Below are 19931 nucleotides of genomic sequence, written 5' to 3' on the forward strand. Positions count from 1 at the left end.
GGACACGCCGGAGGCCCGGCACCCCACCTGGGGTGCCGGGCCTCCGGACGGGGTTCCGGCGCCGTCAGGCGTCGAAGACCTCGTTGACCAGCTGCTGTTGCTCCGCCTGGTGGCGCTTGGCCGAGCCGACCGCCGGGGACGAGGAGTGCGGACGGGAGATCCGGCGCAGGCGCTCGCCCGCCGGGATGTCCGCGCCGACCGCCAGGTCGAGGTGGTCGATCAGGTTGAGCGCGATGAACGGCCACGCACCCTGGTTCGCCGGCTCCTCCTGCGCCCAGATGTACTTCGCCGCGTTCGGGTACTTGGCGATCTCGGCCTGGAGCTCGGCACCCGGCACCGGGTACAGGCGCTCCAGACGGATGATCGCGGTCTCCGTGTCGCCGCGCTTCTGACGCTCGGCCTCCAGGTCGTAGTAGACCTTGCCGGCGCAGAAGACGACCTTGCGGACGGCGGCCGGGTCGGCGGTCGAGTCGCCGATCACCGGGCGGAAGCCGCCGGTGGTGAACTCCTCCACCTTGGACGCCGCGGCCTTCAGGCGCAGCATCGACTTCGGGGTGAAGACGATGAGCGGCTTGTGGTGCGGGTTGTGCACCTGCCAGCGCAGGAGGTGGAAGTAGTTCGACGGCAGCGTGGGCATGGCCACCGTCATGTTGTCCTGGGCGCACATCTGGAGGAAGCGCTCCGGGCGGGCGGACGAGTGGTCCGGGCCCTGGCCCTCGTAGCCGTGCGGCAGGAGCAGCGTGACGCCGGAGGTCTGGCCCCACTTCTGCTCGGCCGAGGAGATGAACTCGTCGACGACGGTCTGGGCGCCGTTGACGAAGTCGCCGAACTGCGCCTCCCAGACCACCAGGGAGCTCGGGCGGGCCAGCGAGTAGCCGTACTCGAAGCCCATCGCCGCGTACTCGCTGAGGAGCGAGTCGTAGACGTTGAAGTGGGCCTGGTCCTCGGCCAGGTAGAGCAGCGGGGTGTAGTCCTCGCCGGTCTCCTGGTCGACCAGGACCGCGTGGCGCTGGCCGAAGGTGCCGCGGCGCGTGTCCTGGCCCGACAGGCGGACCGGGGTGCCCTCCATCAGCAGGGAGCCGATGGCGAGGGTCTCGCCGAAGCCCCAGTCGATGGTGCCGTCGTCGATCGAGGCCGCGCGGCGCTGGAGCTGCGGCAGCAGACGCGAGTGGACCGTGATCCGCTCGGGGATGTTGGTCTGCGAGTCGGCGATCCGCTTCACGACCTCCTGGGAGACCGCGGTGGTGACGGCGACCGGGAACTCGGCCCGGGCGTCCGGGACGGTCGTCGCCGCCGGGGCGGCGGTGGCCTCGCGGACCTCCGCGAAGACCTTCTCCAGCTGGCCCTGGAAGTCCTGGAGCGACTGCTCCGCCTCTTCCAGGGTGATGTCGCCGCGACCGATGAGCGACTCGGTGTACAGCTTGCGCACCGAACGCTTCTTGTCGATCAGGTTGTACATCTGCGGGTTGGTGAACGACGGGTTGTCGCCCTCGTTGTGACCGCGGCGGCGGTAGCAGATGAGGTCGATCACGACGTCCTTGTTGAACGTCTGGCGGAACTCGAAGGCGAGCCGCGCCACGCGGACCACGGCCTCCGGGTCGTCGCCGTTCACGTGGAAGATCGGCGCCTCGATCATGCGGGCCACGTCGGTGGCGTACATGGAGGAGCGGGACGACTCGGGAGCCGCCGTGAAGCCGACCTGGTTGTTGATGACGATGTGGACCGTGCCGCCGGTGCGGTAGCCGCGCAGCTGCGACATGTTCAGGGTCTCGGCCACCACGCCCTGGCCCGCGAAGGCCGCGTCGCCGTGGAGGGCGACCGGCAGGACGGTGAAGTCCGTGCCGCCCTTGTTGATGACGTCCTGCTTGGCGCGGACGACACCCTCCAGGACCGGGTCGACCGCCTCCAGGTGGGAGGGGTTGGCGACCAGGGAGACCTTGATCTCCTCGCCGTCGAGACCGGTGAAGGTGCCCTCGGCGCCCAGGTGGTACTTGACGTCGCCGGAGCCGTGCATCGACTTCGGGTCGAGGTTGCCCTCGAACTCGCGGAAGATCTGCGCGTACGACTTGCCCACGATGTTCGCGAGGACGTTGAGGCGGCCGCGGTGGGCCATGCCGATGACGACCTCGTCCAGGCGGGACTCGGCGGCGGAGTCGATGACCGCGTCGAGCAGCGGGATGACGGACTCGCCGCCCTCCAGGGAGAAGCGCTTCTGGCCGACGTACTTCGTCTGCAGGAAGGTCTCGAAGGCCTCGGCCGCGTTCAGGCGGCGGAGGATGCGGAGCTGCTCCTCGCGCTCCACGCGCGCGTGGGGACGCTCGACGCGGTCCTGGATCCACTTGCGCTGCTTCGGGTCCTGGATGTGCATGAACTCGATGCCGGTGGTGCGGCAGTACGAGTCGCGCAGGACGCCGAGGATGTCGCGGAGCTTCATCATCGACTTGCCGGCGAAGCCGCCGACCGCGAACTCCCGCTCCAGGTCCCACAGGGTGAGGCCGTGCTCGGTGATGTCCAGGTCGGGGTGCTTGCGCTGCTTGTACTCCAGCGGGTCGGTGTCGGCCATGACGTGGCCGCGGACCCGGTAGGAGTGGATGAGCTCGAAGACGCGGGCGGCCTTGGTGACGTCGTCGTCGTGCGAGGCGTCGATGTCCTTGAGCCAGCGGACCGGCTCGTAGGGGATCCGCAGCGACTTGAAGATCTCGTCGTAGAACTCGCCCTCGCCGAGGAGGAGGTTCGCGACGATCCGCAGGAACTCGCCGGAGGCGGCGCCCTGGATGACCCGGTGGTCGTAGGTCGAGGTCAGGGTCATGACCTTGGAGATGCCCAGCTTGTTCAGGGTGTCCTGGGAGGTGCCCTGGAACTCGGCCGGGTAGTCCATCGAGCCGACGCCCATGATGACCGACTGTCCGGGCATCAGACGCGGCACGGAGTGGACCGTGCCGAGGCCGCCGGGGTTGGTCAGGGAGACGGTGACGCCGGAGAAGTCCTCCATCGTCAGCTTGCCCACGCGGGCGCGCTTGACGATGTCCTCGTACGCCTGCCAGAACTCGAAGAAGTTGAGCGTCTCGGCCTTCTTGATGCCCGCGACGACGAGCTGGCGGTCGCCGTTCGGCTTCACCAGGTCGATGGCGAGGCCGAAGTTCACGTGCTCCGGCTTGACCAGGGTCGGCTTGCCGTCCTTCTCCGCGAAGGAGTAGTTCATCGACGGCATGGCCTTGATCGCCTGCACCATGGCGTAGCCGATGAGGTGGGTGAAGGAGATCTTCCCGCCCCGGGCGCGCTTCAGGTGGTTGTTGATGACGATCCGGTTGTCGAAGAGCAGCTTCACCGGGACGGCGCGGACGGACGTGGCCGTCGGCACCTCCAGCGAGGCGTTCATGTTCTTCGCGACGGCGGCGGCCGGGCCGCGGAGCGTGATCAGCTCGGGGCCGGCGGGCGCCTCGGCGGCCTTGGCGGGCGCCGGGGCGGCGGCGGCCGGGGCCGGCTTCACGGCGGCCGGAGCGGCCGCGGCGGGCTTCGCCGGAGCCGCGGCGGGCGCGGGGGCCGGGGCGGCGGGGGCCTGGGCCGGAGCCGGGACGGCGGCGGTCGGAGCGGCAGGCGCGGCCTGTGCGGGGCCCGCCTGCGGCGCCGGGGGCGCGGTCGTGGTGGTGGCGGCCGGGGCGGACGGGGTCTCCGCCGCACCCGGCTTGTAGTCGGCGAAGAAGTCCCACCAGGCACGATCGACCGAATTCGGGTCCTGGAGGTACTGCTGGTAGATCTCGTCGACGAGCCACTCGTTGGCACCGAAGGCGGCTGCGGGGCTCACGCCACGCCCGTCTTGGTCGGCCGGGGAGCTCGGGGTACTGGGGGACTGAGACGACACGGCGGCAACCGCCCTCTTCCGCTTCGCAAGGTGATGGACAGCGGAAATAAAGGCTACGCCTGTCCGGCCGGGACGTGCAGGCCAGGTACTCCAACGTCGCGCAAGTCACACTTGACGAGGTGTTTCGACGCCGTGAATGGCGGGAAACAAGCCAGGTTCCCCAGGTGTGAGGGTACGGAAAAGCACGGCTACGGCCGTCTTCGGCCGCATCCCTGACCACGTCCTGCCCTTGTTCACGCAGAACGTTCGCTTCCGGTTCGAACCCTACGTCAATCGCGCAGGGGAAGGCTGCCCGGAAGGGTGACGCGGATGCGGCATCCGCGTGAGGATTCGGCCACGCCGATTCCGCCACCGTGGAGATCCACCGCCCAGCGGGCGATGGCGAGCCCCAGACCGGTGCCGCCGTCGCTCCCCGGCCCCTGCCGGTCCGGGGCCGTACCCCGGTTGAAGCGCTCGAAGACCTTGTGCCGCTCCTGCTCGGGGATGCCGGGACCCTCGTCCTGGACCACCAGCTCCAGCGACTCCGGGTACGGACCGCGCCGGGCCCGCACCGTCACGCGCCCGTGCGGCGGGGAGTGCTTCACGGCGTTGTCGATCAGGTTCGCCATCACCTGGTGCAGCCGCTCCACGTCCGCGTGGGCCGTCAGGTCGGACGGCGACACGTCCAGGTGCAGGTGCACGTCCGTCCGCCGGTGCAGGCCCGAGGTGGACGGCAGCCCGCGCTGCGCGGCGGCCAGGTTCGCCTCCCGCAGCACCCCGGAGAGGTAGGGCCACACCTCGAAACGGCGCGCCCGGAGCTGTACGACACCGTTGTCGAGCCGCGACAGGTCGAGGAGCGTCTCCACCAGCCGGCCCAGTCGCTCGGTCTGCTTCAGCGCCGAGCGCATCGTCTCCGGATCGGCCTCCGAGACCCCGTCGACCACGTTCTCCAGCACCGCCCGCAGCGCCGCGATCGGCGTGCGCAGCTCGTGCGAGACGTTGGCGACCAGCTCCTTGCGGTGCCGGTCCACGGCCTCCAGGTCGTCCGCCATGCGGTTGATCGTCGAGGCCAGGTCGCCCAGCTCGTCGCGCCGGTCCGCGCCCCGCACCCGCCGCGAGAAGTCGCCGCGCGAGATCGACCCCGCCACCGTGTTCATCTCGTCCAGCGGCGCCGTCAGCGACTGCGCCACGAACTGCGTGATCAGCAGCGTCGCGATCATCGCGAAGATCGTGATGTAACGGAACTCGGTGGAGGTGCGGATCGCCACCAGCGCCAGGCACGAGGTCAGCAGCACCGCGCCGACGACCAGCGCGCCCAGCTTCGTCTTGATCGAGATCACGATCCGGCGCCGGGCCCGTCCGGTGCGCCGCCCCGGCCGGTTCACGACGCCGGGCTCTCCAGCGCGTAGCCGACCCCGTGCACCGTGCGGATCCGCTCGGCTCCGATCTTCCGGCGCAGCGCCTTGATGTGGCTGTCCACGGTCCGGGTGCCCGAGGCGTCCGCCCAGTCCCACACTTCGGCCAGCAGCTGCTCCCGGGAGAGCACCGCGCGCGGGGTGTTGGCCAGACAGACCAGCAGGTCGAACTCGGTCGGCGTCAGGTGCACGTCCTCGGTCCGCACCCGGACCCGGCGCTGGGCGTGGTCGATCTCCAGCTCGCCCAGGCGCAGGATCCCGCTGCGCGGGGTCACGGCGGCGAGCGCGGCCCGCTCCACCCGGCGCAGCAGCACGTGCACCCGGGCGGCCAGCTCGCGCATGGAGAAGGGCTTCGTCATGTAGTCGTCGGCGCCGACGCCCAGACCGACCAGCATGTCCGTCTCGTCGTCCCGGGCGGTGAGCATGAGCACCGGCACCGGCCGCTGCGCCTGCACCCGGCGGCAGACCTCCAGGCCGTCGAAGCCGGGCAGCATCACGTCGAGGATCATGAGGTCCGGCTGCCAGGCGTCGGCCGCCTCCACGGCCGCCGGGCCGTCGGTGGCGGTCTGGACGAGGAAGCCCTCCGCGCGCAGCCGGGCGGAGATCGCCTCCACGATCGTCGCGTCGTCCTCGACGACCAGGACGCGCCGCTGGGCCCCCGGAGTGGCCGCACCCTGGTGAGTGGTGTGTGTCTGCTCCATTGCCCCGCCTCGCGTCGCCGATGTCGGTGCAGCAGCCTAGAGGTACCGGTGGCGTCCCGGCTACGCAGGCCGGATGCCGAGGTGGACCACGTCGGGGACGCCCCGGGCAACCGGGATCTCTTCCGTCCGTACCCCGCTGAATCCGGCATTCCGCAAGGACTCTTCGAAATCGCCGGACGGACGCGCCGACCACACGGCCAGCACCCCGCCGGGCTTCAGCCGAGCCGCGCAGGACGCCAAACCCCTTGCCCCGTAAAGGGATTCGTTGTCCTCGGTGACCGTCCAGCCCGGGCCGTTGTCGATGTCCAGGCAGAGCGCGTCGTACGTGTCGGTGGAGGTCTCCAGGTACGCCACCAGGTCCGTGTGCAGGATCACGGTCCTCTCGTCGGCGAGGGCGGCGCCGGAGAGCCGGGCGAGCGGGCCGCTCCGGTGCCAGTCGATGATGGCGTCCTCCCGCTCGACCACCGCGATCCGCCCCCAGCGGGGGTCGGCGGCGGCGTGCGCCAGGGAGAAGCCGACGCCGAGCCCCCCGATCAGGACGGCGGCGCCGGCCCGGGCCCGCTCGGGCAGTGCGCCCATGGCCACGTCCACGAGCAGCCGCTCGGAGCGCCCGTCGGAGGTGTCCATCAGGAAGGTGCCGTTGGCGATGATCTCGAAGTCGGTGCGGTCCCCGGCGTCCCGGCGCCGCAGGACGACCTCGCCGTGGGGCCCCTCGCGGCGGTCGAGGGTGACGGGACTGTTCATGGTCGGTCGCTCCGTGTCTCGTCGGCCGGCATCGGCGTCGTCGGAGGCGTCGGCGGCGTCGGTGGTGTCCGGCGGCTGTCGTCCCGGCCATCCTCGCCGAGCGCGGGCGGCCGGGACAACACGTCATGGAGTCACGGGGTCACCCTGAGGCCCCGGCGGTCGTCACGGACGCGGAGCCTCGCGCTCCACGTACCGCCGCACCGCCTTCAGCTCGCGCGCGGCCTCGACCGGCGTGCCGTAGGTGCGGTCCCAGGTGATCGGGGCGATGGTCACGTGGCCCTTGCCCAGCAGCCAGGTGGAGTCGGCGTCCTTCCTGCTCTCGGCGCACTCGCCCTCGCTCTCGCCCCCCTCGCACAGGCCGAGGACGATGTCGAAGGCGTCGCCCGACCCCCGCCGCTCGTACGCGTGGTAGGCGACCGCCCCGTCCCCGACCCTGGTCCACACCGGGGCCTTCGCCGCCCGGCCGGCGCTGACGTCCGGGTAGTCGACCTTGAGGGCGAAGGCGGAGGTCAGCAGCCCGCGCTCCCTGAGGCCCGCGACGAGGCGCGCGCCGAACTCGGCGTGCGCCCGGTAGTTCCCGCGCGGGAAGGACAGCCGGCTCTCGTCGCCCGAGGACGAGAAGGCGATCGCCGGGACCTCCTGGTCGATCGCGGCGACGGCCGCGCCGACGGTGCCCGAGTCGTTGACGCTCGCGGCGATGTTCGGGCCCGAGTTGATGCCGGTCAGGACCAGGTCGGGGGCGCCCTTCCAGCCCGCCTTCGCCGCCAGGCCGCCGCGCAGGGCCAGCTTCACCGTGTCCGCGGGGGTCGCGCTCGGGGAGTCGGGCGCGCAGCCTCCCTCGCCGAGGCACACGCCGAAGACGGCGCCGCCGGACGGGGCGTCCGCGCAGTCGGCCTCGTACCCGGCGGGCAGCGCGGTGCGGCGCTGGGCGTTCAGGACGCCGCCGTTGGTCACGGCCGTGCCCTTGCCGGACTGCACCTGCCAGGGGGCCATCACGACGACGTCCGCGCCCGCGGCGCACATCGCCCGGCGGAGCTCGTACAGCCCGAGACCGTCGGAGTTGTTCGCCCGGGCGGCCTGCATGGAGTCGTCGTTGGAGAGGAGGATCCGCAGGCCGGCGAGCGGGCGCGACGCGGGGTGCGCCCGCTCCGCGGCGGGCGTGGGCGCGGGGGCGGCGGCGAAGGCGGTGGCGCCCAGGCCGGCGAGTGCGGCCGCTGCTGCGGTCAGCGCGAGGGTGTGGCGCATGGCGGTACGTCCTTTCATGAGCATGACAGGCAGGGAGGAGGTCCGGGGCCAGGCCCCCCACGGGCGGGCCCCGGATCGCGCGGGGTCGTCAGGATCCCCGCGGTCCGGGGGACGGGCACCGGATCCGACGGCGTGGCCCGGGGGCCCGTCATCGGGGCCCCGGCACGCCGGCCGGAGCCCGGACTCCGTCATGTCGGCCGAAGCTCCGGGGTGGAGGGCGGAGGGCGGAGGTCCGGGGTGGAGGGCGGTGGCCCGGGTGGGGGGTCGGTGGTCCGGGGTGGAGGGCGGTGGCCCGGGTGGGGGGTCGGTGGTCCGGGGTGGAGGGCGGTGGCCCGGGTGGGAGGTCGGTGGCCCGGCGCGCGGAGCGGTGGCCCGGTGGTCAGAGCTCCAGGCCGTGGCCGTGCGGGAAGACCGGGTCCGCCGTGTCGTTCGGCACGTCCGGCCGGGCCGCGCGGACCGCTTCCATCGAGCGGGGCAGCTCGAAGGGGAGGCGCCCCTGGGGACGGGCGCGGCCGAAGACGGCGTCGAGGACGGCCTCGTCGGACGCGCCGTAGTCGGCGAGGAGGGCGGCGGCGTGCTCCGCGATCTCCGGGAGGACGGCGGGGCGTTCGAGGTGGACGCAGACCACCGTGGGCACGGTGGCGAGCGGGCCGAGGATCCGGCCGAGCTCCGGCTCCGCGAAGGCGAGCGAACCGGAGTGGAAGAGGGACTCGAAGCGGTTGGGGCGCTCCTCGTGCGGGGCGCGGGGTGCGGGGTGCGGAGGCGGAGGACCGCGAGGTCGGCCCCGGCCGGTGCGGCGACGACCTCGCCGTAGGCCGCGGCCGCCGCCGGGTCGACCCCGTCGGCGTACGGCCGGGGGGCGCCGGCGAGCGGCAGGGGGCCGCGGGTGGGGATGGTGAGGGAGCGGCGCCGGGCGGCGGCTCCGGCGGCGGCGAAGTCGGCGCGGCCGACGGTCTCGGCGGCCTCGTCGGGGTCCGCGTACCGGCGCTCGTCGAAGAGGCCGAGCAGGAACTTCTCGCGCAGCAGGCGCCGCACGGAGGCGTCGATCCTGGCCTCGGGGACCCGGCCGGAGGCCATCAGCTCCACGATCACCCCGGGGCACTGCTCGCCGCCGGACTGGTCCACGCCGGCGTCGAGCGCCTTCGCGGCCCGCTCGGCGACGCCCGGGTGCTCGACGCCCCAGGCGCGGGCCTCGTGCGGCTCGCCGAGGATCACCGAGTCGGTGAGCAGGCCCCGGTCGGTGCAGACGATGCCGTCGAAGCCCGGCTCCTCGCGGAGCAGGCCGGTGACGACGCCCTTGTCGAAGCCGAAGCCGACCTCCTCCCGGTCGGTCCCGACCGGCTGCCCGTAGTACGGCATCATCTGCGAGCAGCCGGCGGCGATCGCGGCCCGGGAGGGCTCCAGGTGGTGGTCGCGCATGCCGCCCGGGTGGACCTGCTCCTTGCCGTGCGGGAAGTGCGGGTCCTCGCCGTCCTCCTGCGGGCCGCCGCCGGGGAAGTGCTCGACCATCGCGGCCACCGAGTCCGGGCCGAGCCTCTCGCCCTGGAGGCCGCGCGCGTACGCCTCCACCGGTTCGCCGGTCGGCTTCGCGTCGGAGCCGAAGGTGCCGGACCGGCGGGACCGGCGGGGTTCGGTCGCGAGGTCGATCTGCGGGTGGAGCGCGGTCCGGAAGCCGGCGGAGAGGTACTCGCGGCGGACCGTGTCGGCGAAGCGGAACACCAGCTCCGGGTCGCGCACCGCGGCGAGTCCGAGCGCCTCGGGCCAGGCGGAGAAGGGGCCCGCGCCGAAGGACGCGCCGATGTTGTCGGTGAAGGCGTGGCGCGGGTCGGTGGAGAGGCTGACCGGGATCCCGAGGCGGGTGTCCGCCGCGATCTCCTGGACCGCGTCGTGCCACCGGGCCGTGGCGCGGGCGTCGTGGCCGCCGAGGAGGTCGAAGGGGGTGAGGCCCCGGCCGGCGATCAGCTCCGGGGCGGTGGGCCGGACCGTGTCGCCGGGTTCGGTGACCGGCGTGCCGTCCGCGTTCATCGTCAGGATCGCGGGGAAGAGGTGCCCGGCCTTCTCCTCCGGGGGCATCCGGGCGAGGAGGTCCTCGACCCGCTCGTCCACGGGGCGGCCGGCGTCCTGAGAGGGGTGCATCGCGTCCGTACCTGCCTTTCGTGACCCGGCGGCCGAGGGCCGCGCGGACGGGTCTCCGGGAGCGCCGCCGTCGTCGACGGGCACAGGCTAAGCGCGAAAACCGAGTGGGTAGTAGGTTTGTTGCATGTGAGCCGGATCACAGGCCGGAGGGTGGGTTCCCGGGCGGGACTAAGGTGGCCGCATGCCGGAGAAGAAGGTCACCGCGACCGCCAAAACCGCAGGTCGCGGCAGCTATGCCGTGGGGGAGGCCCGCCGTCGGCTGATCCTGGACACCGCCGTCGACCACTTCGGGAAGTGGGGGTTCCACGCCTCCTCCCTCGCCCGCATCGCCCATGACTGCGGCATCACCCAGGGCGGCCTGCTGCACCACTTCCGCAGCAAGGAGGACCTGCTCCTGTCCGTCCTGGCACAGAGCGAGGAACACGACGTCGCACGGCTCCTCGGCGTCGAACAGGAGACGTACGCGGCCTACCTCGACGCCCTGGTGGAGCTGATCGAGGAGAACACCCGGCGCCCCGGCATCGTCCGCATGTTCAACGTCCTCGTCGGCGAGTCCGGGAACGTCGGCCACCCCGCCCACGAGTACTTCAGGCGGCGGTACGCGCGCGTGCTCGCGCACGGCGTCGAGCGCCTGGAGGACGCGGTCCGGCGCGGCGAGCTCCGCCCCGACGTCGACTGTCCGGCCGTCGCCCGGGAGTACCTGGCCGTCATGGACGGCCTCCAGATCCAGTGGGCCCTGGACCCCGACTCCCTGGACATGCCCGCACGGGTACGGGACTTCCTCCGGCGCCAGTACGAGGCGATCCGCGCGACGGAGGGCGGGACCCCGGCCGGGGGCCGGGCCGCCCCTTTCCCCGCCGGTCCGGCCTAGCCCTTTTCGGCCGGGGGCCGCGCAGGGCGGACGGGCCGTCCCCGCGCGCGAGCGCGGGCAGGGCCTCACGGGACGGGCGCCTCGCCGGGACGGCGGCCGTTCGCCGCGGGGTACCGGGCGAGGCGGGCGCGCCGCTCGGCCGGCGGTTTCGCCCGCAGCCGCTCCAGGCGCGCCCGGGCGCCGGGGCCTCGTGGCAGTAGCCGGGCGGGGCGGGGACGAGCCGTTCGGCGACCGCGGGGCCGGTGTCCGTCGTCCGCTCCGCGTGGGGCGCCGTCGGCCGCCACCGCACCACCACGTGCCCGACGCGACCCGTCGTGTCCCCCCGCCTCCACCGCCTCCGCGAGCGGCGGGGCGAGCGCGGGCCGGCCCCGGGAGGCGTACGGCCGCGCGGCCGGCGGCACCCCCGTGGCGCCGAGCGGCAGCGCGTCGCCGTCGGCCGGATCGTCCCCTCGGGGCGTGGCGGTCCCACGCCCTCTCCCTCGCGTGGCGGGCCCCGCGCGGTTCACGGCGGCGCGGACGGGGTCACGGGGAGGTCGGCGGGCCGCCCTCGGGGAGGGCGTCGAAGACGCGCTGGAGGGCGGCCGGCCGGTCGCCGTCGCCCGCGACGACGAGCCGGTGGTCGTGGGTCACGAAGTACCGGAACCCGTCGGCGACCGGCCGGCCGGACGGACGCTCCGGCACGCGCGCGTAGGCGGGGTCCTCCAGCGCGGCGCGCAGCCCGGCCAGTCCGGCGGCGGTCATCCGTCCGCCGCGCGACTCCTGGTCCCGGGACCGCACGGTCCAGCTCCCGTCCTCGTGCACCACGAGCCGGTTGGTCACCCCGGCGTAGCCGCCGTTCACCACGACCTCGACGAGCACGGCCCCCGACCGGGGTGCCCCGGTCGCCCCTTCGGAAGGGGTGGCGGTCGTCGCCGGCGTGGCCGGTGACGGGGTGGCGGTCGTCGCCGGCGCCGGCTCCGTGGCGGGTCCCGGGTCCGCGCCGGGCGCGGCCGGGCCGCTCGCCGTGCCGCCGCCCCGGGGTCCGTCCGGCGCGGCCGGGGCGTCGGCGTCGGCGCACCCGCCCACCCCGACGACCAGCGCCGCCACCACCGCGGGGACCGCGCCCCACGCCCGCCCGCTCCGCCGCTCCGCACGCCTCTCCATGCGCCGAAGCATGCCCGCCCCCGCGCCCCGGCGCAGCCGGAACGCGACACTCGCCGCCGGGTGCGGCGATCCCGCCCCCGCACCCGGCGTCCGCCCCTGATCGCTCAGAGCGAACACACCCCGGGGAACATTCACGCGCTCAGGTGCATTGAGTCGGCATAGCTCAACTTGACTGCCGAAGGGGAGATCATGGCTTCTGAGTCCAAGCCGTCCGTGCCGCTCACTCTGCCCGTGCTGCCGCTCGACGACGAGGTCGTACTGCCCGGGATGGTCGTGCCGCTGGACCTGTCGGACAACGACGTGCGGGCCGCCGTGGAGGCGGCCCAGGCCGCCGCACGGGGCGCGGGCGGGAAGCCGCGGGTGCTGCTGGTGCCGCGGGTGGACGGGACGTACGCCGGGACCGGTGTGCTCGGGATCGTCGAGCAGGTCGGGCGGCTGGCGGACGGGGACCCGGGCGCGCTGATCCGGGGGATCGGGCGGGTGCGGATCGGGGCCGGCACCACCGGTCCCGGCGGGGCGCTCTGGGTCGAGGGGACCGTGGTCGAGGAGACCGTGCCCGACCCGCTGCCCGGATCCGTCGCCGAGCTGGTCAAGGAGTACAAGGCGCTCGCCACCAGCTGGCTGAAGAAGCGCGGCGCCTGGCAGGTCGTCGACCGGGTGCAGCAGATCGACGGGGTCGGCGCGCTCGCCGACAACTCCGGCTACTCGCCCTTCCTCACCGTCGAGCAGAAGGTCGCGCTCCTGGAGACCGCCGACCCGGTCGCCCGCCTCAGGCTCGCCGCCGCCCAGCTCCGCGAGCACCTCGCCGAGCAGGACGTCGCCGAGACCATCGCCAAGGACGTCCAGGAAGGCGTCGACAAGCAGCAGCGCGAGTTCCTCCTGCGCCGCCAGCTCGAAGCGGTCCGCAAGGAGCTGCGCGAGCTCAACGGCGAGAAGGACGGCGAGGAGTCCGACGACTACCGCGCCCGCGTGGAGGCCGCCGACCTGCCCGGGTCCGTCCGCGAGGCCGCGCTCAAGGAGGTCGACAAGCTGGAGCGGTCCAGCGACCAGTCGCCCGAGGGCTCCTGGATCAGGACCTGGCTCGACACCGTCCTCGAACTGCCGTGGAACGAGCGGACCGAGGACCGGTACGACATCCAGGGCGCCAAGTCCGTCCTGGACGCCGAGCACGCCGGCCTGGAGGACGTGAAGGAGCGCATCACCGAGTACCTGGCCGTGCGCAAGCGGCGCTCCGAGCGAGGGCTCGGGGTCGTCGGCGGACGGCGCGGCGGCGCCGTGCTCGCCCTCGTCGGCCCGCCCGGCGTCGGCAAGACCTCCCTCGGCGAGTCCGTCGCCCACGCGATGGGCCGGAAGTTCGTGCGCGTCGCCCTCGGCGGCGTCCGGGACGAGGCCGAGATCCGCGGCCACCGCCGGACCTACGTGGGCGCGCTGCCCGGCCGGATCGTCCGCGCGATCAAGGAGGCCGGTTCGATGAACCCGGTCGTCCTCCTCGACGAGATCGACAAGGTCGGCTCCGACTTCCGCGGCGACCCCGCCGCGGCCCTCCTCGAAGTCCTCGACCCGGCGCAGAACCACACCTTCCGCGACCACTACCTGGAGGTCGAACTCGACCTCAGCGACGTGGTGTTCCTCGCCACCGCCAACGTGCTCGAAGCCATCCCCGAGGCGCTCCTGGACCGCATGGAGCTGGTCCGCCTCGACGGCTACACCGAGGACGAGAAGGTCGTCATCGCCCGGGACCACCTGCTGCCCCGGCAGCTGGAGCGGGCCGGCCTGGGCGCCGACGAGGTGACCCTCGACGAGGCCGCCCTGCGCAAGCTGGCCGGCGAGTACACCCGGGAGGCCGGCGTCCGCACCCTGGAGCGGGCCGTCGCCCGGCTGCTCCGCAAGGTCGCGGCCCAGCACGAACTCGGCGACCGCGAGCTGCCGTTCACCATCACGCCCGAGGACCTGCGGGGCCTCATCGGACGTCCGCACCACGTGCCCGAGTCCGCCCAGGACCCGGCCGAGCGGCGCACCGCGGTCCCCGGCGTGGCCACCGGCCTCGCGGTGACCGGCGCGGGCGGCGACGTCCTCTTCGTCGAGGCCTCCCTCGCCGACCCCGAGACGGGCGCCGCCGGTCTGACCCTCACCGGCCAGCTGGGCGACGTGATGAAGGAGTCCGCGCAGATCGCGCTCTCCTTCCTCCGCTCGCACGGCGCGGAGCTGGAGCTGCCCGTCACCGGCCTGAAGGACCGGGGCGTGCACATCCACTTCCCGGCGGGCGCGGTCCCGAAGGACGGCCCGAGCGCGGGCATCACCATGACGACCGCGCTGGCCTCGCTGCTCAGCGGCCGTCTCGTCCGCACCGACGTGGCCATGACCGGCGAGGTCTCCCTCACCGGCCGGGTGCTGCCCATCGGCGGGGTGAAGCAGAAGCTGCTCGCCGCGCACCGGGCCGGGATCACCACGGTGGTCATCCCCAAGCGGAACGAGGCCGACCTGGACGACGTCCCGGCCGAGGTCCTGGAGAAGCTGGAGGTCCACCCGGTGACCGACGTCCGCCAGGTGCTGGAGATCGCCCTGGCCCCGGCGCAGGTCCCGGTGGCGGCGGCCGCCTGACCCGGACCCGAGCGGTCCCGCCCGCTTCGCCCGTGGGCCGAAGCCCCCGGTACGCACGCGTACCGGGGGCTTCGGCGTCGGACCGGCCGGGTCCCTCAGGCCGGGGTCGTCCGCCTCACGGCCTCGACGATCACCGAGGCGAGGGACGGGTCGCCGGCGTGGGCGGCGCGCTGGAGGTCCGCTCCGGTGCCCCGGGCGAGCAGCCGCTCCACCCCCGCCTCGGCGCGCTCCCGGTCGCCCGCGTCCTCCAGGGCGGGGCGCACGTGGCCGAGCAGGGCGAACAGCACCTCGCCGGCGGGGGCGGGCCGCCAGCTCCGCGGGTCGAGCAGCTCCCCGCCGAGCCCGTACCGGCTGGCCCGCCAGGCGGCGAGCCGCAGCACCACCGTCGACACCGGGTCGGGCAGCCCCCCGCGGCGCCACTCCCGGGCCGCGGTCTCCACCAGGGCGCGGCTCAGCACCGCGAGCAGGACGGTGTCCTCCACGTCGAGGCAGACGTCGCCGACCCGGATCTCCACCGTCGGATAGCTGGGGGAGAGGCGGGCGTCGAAGTAGACCATGTGGCCGTCGAGCGGCACCTCGCTGGCGAGCATCTCGCTGGTGGTCCGTTCGTACGCCGCCACGTCCCCGTACAGCTCGCTGGGACCCGACATCGGCCAGCGCTGCCAGAGCTGGTGGCGCCAGCTCGCGTAGCCGGTGTCGACGCCCTGGAAGTAGGGGGAGTTGGCGCTGAGGGCGAGGAGCGGGGCGAGCCACGGCCGGATCCGGTCGAGCACGCCCACGCCCTCCTCGGGCGAGGTGAGGTGGACGTGGACGTGGCAGGCGCAGGCGAACTCCTCGTCGACCAGGTGCGCGTACCGGTCCTGGATCCGCCGGTAGCGGTCGTCCGGGGTGAGCAGCGGCGGGCCGAAGTCCACGGGCGCGGTCGCGAGCGCCGCGACCGCCACGCCGGCCTCCGCCGCGGCCGCAGAGGCGGCGAGCCGGGCCCGGCGCAGCTGGTCGGCGAGCTGCGGGGTGGTGGTGCAGGGGGCGGTGCCGATCTCCAGCTGCTCTGCGTACAACTCGGGCTTCGCCGGCTCCGGGCCCTCGGTCCGCGGCCCGGCGCCGGCGTGCCAGGCGGCGATCTCGGTGACGGTGCCGGCGAGGGGTTGGGGGTGTCCTGTCTCGGGGTCGACCAGGAGGAGCTCCTCCTCCACCCCGAACGTGCGCGGCCCTTCCCCGCGGTGGTAGACCCACCGCTGCTGGTTCCGCATGGAGCGCTCTCCTTCACGGGCGGACGGTGGTGCGCTGACGGCCGTGCGAACGAGCTTTCTCCAAGGCTGTCCACGAACGTCCCGGCTTCCACCCGTCCCCGGGGGGATGGCGCGAAATCGCCCCCCGGAGCGAGGTCCGGGGGGCGAGGCGGGCGGGAGGGGAGGGGCGGGTTCCCAGGGGGCCGCCGGAGGGGTGGGCGGGGCCCCCGCCCGGCCCTCCTCCTCCCGCCGTCCTCCGGCCCTAGGGGGCGGCCCTAGGAGGCGGAGGAGTCGCGGCGGCGGCCCAGGAGCAGGCTGCCCGCGCCGAAGACGGCGAGCGCGCCCGCGCCGGCCAGGGCCATCGGCAGCGGGGAGTCCGGGGCCGCGGCGGCCTCGGCGGAGAGCGCCGGCGGCTGCTCGTCGCCGCCGTGGCCCGCGTGGCTCACCGTGGACAGCTCGGCACCGGCGGCGAGTTCGGCCTCGGTGGGCGCCTCGGCCTTGGCGGCCGTGGCCGCGGCGGCGGTGCCGAAGGTGACGTCCGAGCAGCTGTAGAACGCCTCGGGGCTGTCGTTGCGCTGCCACACCATGTAGACGACGTGGCGGCCGGAGCGGGCCGGCAGGTTGCCGGTGAAGGCGTAGTAGCCGTCGGTGGCGGTGCGGGTGGTGTTGTACACCGCGACCGGGGTGGCGTCGAGGTCGGACCACTTCAGCGGCTGGGTGGGGTCGAAGCCGGCCTTGGTGACGTACATCGTCATGGTGCCGGAGTGGGCGGCCGTGGCGCGGATCCTGAAGTCGAAGGCGCCGGCGGAGACGGCGGTGGCGGGCCAGTCGGTGCGCGCCCAGTCGAGGGCCCGGTACTTCGCGCGGTTGGCCGAGCAGAGCTTGCCGTCGGGGATGAGGGCCTTGTGGTTGCCGTCCGCGTTGGCGATGTTCACCTCGTTCCAGTCGTAGAGCGGCTGGGTGCCGGAGTCGGCGACGAGGTCCTTGCAGACCTGCGAGTCGGGGCTCTCGGGGCCTTCGGCGTAACAGGCCGCCACGCGGCTCACGGGGTTGAAGACGGCTCCGTGGGCGGCGGCGGTGGTCGGGGTGAGGCCGACGAGGGCGGCGGCTGCGGACAGGGCGGCGACGCCGGCGGCGGTACGGCGGGTGGACGGCATGCGGGGGCTCTCTCTCGTGCGTGGGGGAGTACGGAACGAGCAACGCGCGCGGGGCACCCGGAAGTTGAACCCCGGGCGACCGGGGTAGAGACTCGCATTGGTCCATACCAATGGGCAAGGGGGTGGGCGGAAAAAGCCGCCGACCACGCGAAACGGCGGTCCCGGGGGTGCCGCCGCACCCCCGGGACCGCCGTCCTCCGCGCCGGCGTCAGCCGTTCGCGAGCGCCTGGACCCGCGAGAGGTCGCCGTTGAAGTGGTTGTGGTCGCCGACCGTCGGGCCGGTCGAGGTGTACTGCCACATCGTGTAGTACGGCCAGCCGGAGGGGAGTTCACCGACCTCGGCGGCGTACCGCGCGATCCACAGCGGGTTGGTGGAGGCGAAGCCGGAGTAGTTGCCGGTGCACTGCTTCCACCAGCTGGTCGCCGTGTAGATGACGGCGTCGCGGCCGGTGCGGGCCTTGTAGCGGCTGAGGAAGTCGCGGATCCAGGTGACCATCCCGGACTGCGTCTTGCCGTAGCAGGTGGCGCCGTACGGGTTCCACTCGACGTCGAGGACGCCGGGCAGGGTCCTGCCGTCCTTCGACCAGCCGCCGCCGTTGTTGACGAAGTAGTCGGCCTGGGCGGTGCCGGTGGTCGTGTCCGGGGTGGCGAAGTGGTACGTGCCCCGGATCATGCCGACGTTGTACGAGCCGTTGTACTGCTGCGTGAAGGAGGTGTTCTTGTAGTACGTGCCCTCCGTGGCCTTCACGTAGGCCCACTTCACGCCGCTGTTCCACAGCGTGGACCAGGCGACGTTTCCCTGGTGGCTGGAGACGTCCACGCCCTCCGTCCAGGTGGCGAGGGCCGAGGCGCCGCCGGAGGGGGCCGCGCCCCTCCCGTCGTGCTTCAGGACGCCCATGCCCATGTGGGCGGAGCCGCGGGCGGGGGCGGCGGCGCGGGCGTCCGGGTCGGCGGCGCCGGCCTGGCCCGCCAGGGGCAGGACGAGGGCGGTGGCGGCGAGGGTGGCGAGCAGGGGGGTGGAGACGGATCTGCGCACACGCATGGCGTGACTCCCGAGGGGTCGTGGGGGTGGTGTGGACATGTCAGTCACGTGCTCGACGGCGACTCTACGCACGTAGACCGACGGCGTGGAAGAGGGACCGGGTTCCGTCGTTGGTCTACTCCTGCGAAATACTGAAGGAGCTGCGGCGACGCCCGCCGGAGCGGGAAACTTTCAGTCGACGAAACACGTGTGGGAGGTGCGGCGTGCGCGCAGGCGGCACGGCCGGCGAGGGCGGCGCGGACGGCCCCGGGCCCGGGGAGACCCCCGGCGGCACCGGATCCGGACGCGCCCCCGCCGAGCGGGAGTTCCTCGCCCTGGAGCGGGAGCTCGCCGTCTTCCTGCGCCGGGCGCGCGCCCAGTCCGGCGAGATGGCCCGCGAGGTCCACCCGGAGCTGGAGCCCGCCGCGTACGGCCTCTTCGTCCGCCTCGACGACGCCGGCCCCCAGCGCGCCACCGAGCTCTCCGCCTACTTCGGCGTCGGCAAGGCCACCATGAGCCGCCAGCTCCGCGCCCTCGAACAGCTCGGCCTGGTCGCCCGCGACCCCGACCCCGCCGACGGGCGCGCCTCCCTGGTCCGGCTCACCGACGAGGGCCGCGACCGCTTCCGGCACGTCCGCGACGCCCGCCGCGAGCGGTACGTCCGCAAGCTCGCCGACTGGGACCGCGCCGAGGTCGCCGAACTGGCCCGCCTGCTCCACCACTTCAACCAGCGCTCGGAGGGCTGACCCGCCCGCAGGGCCCCGGCGCGGACCCGGCGGGTCCCGGTACGGACCCGCGGGACGGCTCCCGGTCCGCCGCCGCGGCCCGCTCACGGCCCGCGGCTTCCGGCTCGCGGACCCGGTTCACTGCCCAAGGCCCGCGGCTTCCGGCCCGCTGTCCCGGTTCACTGCCCGCGGCTTCCGGCTTCCGGCTTCCGGCTTCCGGCTCGCGGTCCCGGCTCACAGCTCCACGTACACGCACGTCGCGTCGTCGTGGACCTTCCCGCGCCGCCCGCCGCCCGCCGCGGCGTCCGCCGTCTCCAGGGCCCGCACCCTCCGGAGCAGTGCCGACGCGCCCTCCCGCGCCAGGAGCTCCGCGCACTCCGTCCAGTCGCCCGCGCCGAACCGCTCCACCCAGCGGCTCGCCCCGTCCGTGAGCGCCGCCAGGGCCGCGACCCCCGCCCGCGGGGTCGTGCCGGTCACGGCCCGCTCCGCGACCGACGGATCCGCGGCCGCCGTGAAGAAGCCGCCCTCCCGGTTCCGCAGCCGGTCGGCCGCCGCGTGCGAGCGGAGCGCCTCGCGGGGGATCCGGTCCAGCCGGTCGTCCCGCACCGCCCGGACCGACCCGTCCGGTGCCCGGAGCAGCAGCACCGAGTCGGAGAGGACGAGGTGGTCGACGGAGGAGGCGTCCCACCGCGCGAGGACCACGGTTGCCTGAGGAGTACGTACGTGAGAAAGGTCACAGGTGTCCGCATGGAGCCCGGCGGTGCGCCGGATTGCCAGGGACAGGATCTCGGACAGCGTCAGATCGGGCCGGGAAGCGGACAGTTCGGTCAAAGCGCCGCCGAGTCGCGCGGTGAACCACGGCACCGCGTGCACACAACCCACCTCACCCGCGGGAGGGGTGACCCCGTCCAGGAGGACGAGCGCCCCCCCGGCGCCCGAGGCGGGCAGGACTGCGGCCGCCCAGTCCTCGTTGGGGCGTTCGGGGTTGCCGGGGAGGCCGGCGACTTCGCTGCGCATGATGTCCAGTGTGCCCGGCTCGCGCGGACCCTTCACAACACCTGCAAAGGGCCGAAAATGGCCTGTACCAACCGGCCGTGGCCGC

14 protein-coding genes and 1 pseudogene are annotated in these 19931 nt (G+C 73.9%); 3 read left to right on the forward strand and 12 right to left on the reverse strand.

The annotated features are described in order from the left end of the window. Positions 1-64 precede the first annotated feature (64 nt). From IE287_RS06345 to IE287_RS38350, 7 genes and pseudogenes are all read right to left on the reverse strand, one after another. Complete coding sequence (locus tag IE287_RS06345; protein WP_189847905.1) at positions 65-3862, reverse strand: multifunctional oxoglutarate decarboxylase/oxoglutarate dehydrogenase thiamine pyrophosphate-binding subunit/dihydrolipoyllysine-residue succinyltransferase subunit; 3798 nt, start codon at positions 3860-3862, stop codon at positions 65-67. Positions 3863-4131: 269 nt separating this feature from the next. Continuing rightward, on the reverse strand, positions 4132-5226 hold the full coding sequence (locus IE287_RS06350; RefSeq protein ID WP_189847906.1) for a HAMP domain-containing sensor histidine kinase: 1095 nt from the start codon (positions 5224-5226) through the stop codon (positions 4132-4134). Beyond that, positions 5223-5957 (reverse strand): response regulator transcription factor, encoded by a 735-nt coding sequence (locus IE287_RS06355; protein ID WP_189847907.1) that lies wholly within the window; start codon positions 5955-5957, stop codon positions 5223-5225. Before IE287_RS06355 ends, IE287_RS06350 begins: the two co-directional genes overlap by 4 nt. A 60-nt stretch (positions 5958-6017) precedes the next feature. After that, entirely contained in the window at positions 6018-6701 is a 684-nt protein-coding gene (locus tag IE287_RS06360; protein ID WP_189847908.1) for a spermidine synthase family protein, read from the reverse strand. 162 nt (positions 6702-6863) lie between these two features. Beyond that, the gene (gene surE, locus IE287_RS06365; protein WP_308436855.1) at positions 6864-8138 is read right to left on the reverse strand and encodes a 5'/3'-nucleotidase SurE; all 1275 of its coding nucleotides are present in this window, start codon (positions 8136-8138) and stop codon (positions 6864-6866) included. A 187-nt stretch (positions 8139-8325) separates the two neighbouring features. Continuing rightward, a complete protein-coding gene (locus IE287_RS39280; RefSeq protein WP_308436856.1) occupies positions 8326-9048 on the reverse strand; it encodes a glycoside hydrolase family 3 C-terminal domain-containing protein in 723 nt (240 codons plus the stop codon). After that, a pseudogene (locus IE287_RS38350) lies at positions 9024-10082 on the reverse strand (glycoside hydrolase family 3 N-terminal domain-containing protein); the annotation flags it as partial. The gene IE287_RS39280 and the pseudogene IE287_RS38350, both read right to left, overlap by 25 nt. Positions 10083-10263: 181 nt before the next feature. Here IE287_RS38350 and IE287_RS06375 point away from each other — a divergent pair. After that, positions 10264-10953 carry a TetR/AcrR family transcriptional regulator gene (locus IE287_RS06375; RefSeq protein WP_189847910.1) on the forward strand — a complete coding sequence of 230 codons (690 nt, stop codon included), beginning with the start codon at positions 10264-10266 and terminating at the stop codon, positions 10951-10953. 522 nt (positions 10954-11475) lie between these two features. Here the strand turns inward: IE287_RS06375 and IE287_RS06380 are convergent. Beyond that, positions 11476-12096 (reverse strand): hypothetical protein, encoded by a 621-nt coding sequence (locus IE287_RS06380; RefSeq protein WP_189847911.1) that lies wholly within the window; start codon positions 12094-12096, stop codon positions 11476-11478. A 189-nt stretch (positions 12097-12285) separates the two neighbouring features. Here IE287_RS06380 and lon point away from each other — a divergent pair, with 189 nt between their 5' ends. Further along, positions 12286-14697, forward strand: a complete 2412-nt coding sequence (gene lon / locus IE287_RS06385) for an endopeptidase La (protein ID WP_189847912.1) — start codon at positions 12286-12288, stop codon at positions 14695-14697. Between the two features lie 95 nt (positions 14698-14792). Here lon and IE287_RS06390 read toward each other — a convergent pair whose 3' ends face one another. From IE287_RS06390 to IE287_RS06400, 3 genes are all read right to left on the reverse strand, one after another. Further along, positions 14793-15947, reverse strand: coding sequence for a glutamate--cysteine ligase (locus tag IE287_RS06390; RefSeq protein WP_189847913.1), 1155 nt, complete (start codon positions 15945-15947; stop codon positions 14793-14795). Positions 15948-16201: 254 nt separating this feature from the next. After that, entirely contained in the window at positions 16202-17083 is an 882-nt protein-coding gene (locus IE287_RS06395) for a lytic polysaccharide monooxygenase auxiliary activity family 9 protein (RefSeq protein WP_189847914.1), read from the reverse strand. A gap of 208 nt (positions 17084-17291) precedes the next feature. Beyond that, positions 17292-18125 (reverse strand): lysozyme, encoded by an 834-nt coding sequence (locus tag IE287_RS06400; RefSeq protein WP_189847915.1) that lies wholly within the window; start codon positions 18123-18125, stop codon positions 17292-17294. A gap of 203 nt (positions 18126-18328) precedes the next feature. Between IE287_RS06400 and IE287_RS06405 the strand changes: the two genes are divergently transcribed. Next, a complete protein-coding gene (locus IE287_RS06405; RefSeq protein ID WP_189847916.1) occupies positions 18329-18850 on the forward strand; it encodes a MarR family winged helix-turn-helix transcriptional regulator in 522 nt (173 codons plus the stop codon). 213 nt (positions 18851-19063) lie between these two features. Here IE287_RS06405 and IE287_RS06410 read toward each other — a convergent pair whose 3' ends face one another. Then, positions 19064-19846 carry a hypothetical protein gene (locus IE287_RS06410; RefSeq protein WP_189847917.1) on the reverse strand — a complete coding sequence of 261 codons (783 nt, stop codon included), beginning with the start codon at positions 19844-19846 and terminating at the stop codon, positions 19064-19066. Positions 19847-19931: the final 85 nt, after the last annotated feature.

The sequence above is a fragment of the Streptomyces omiyaensis genome (assembly GCF_014650895.1).
GTDB classification, from domain to species: Bacteria; Actinomycetota; Actinomycetes; order Streptomycetales; family Streptomycetaceae; genus Streptomyces; species Streptomyces omiyaensis.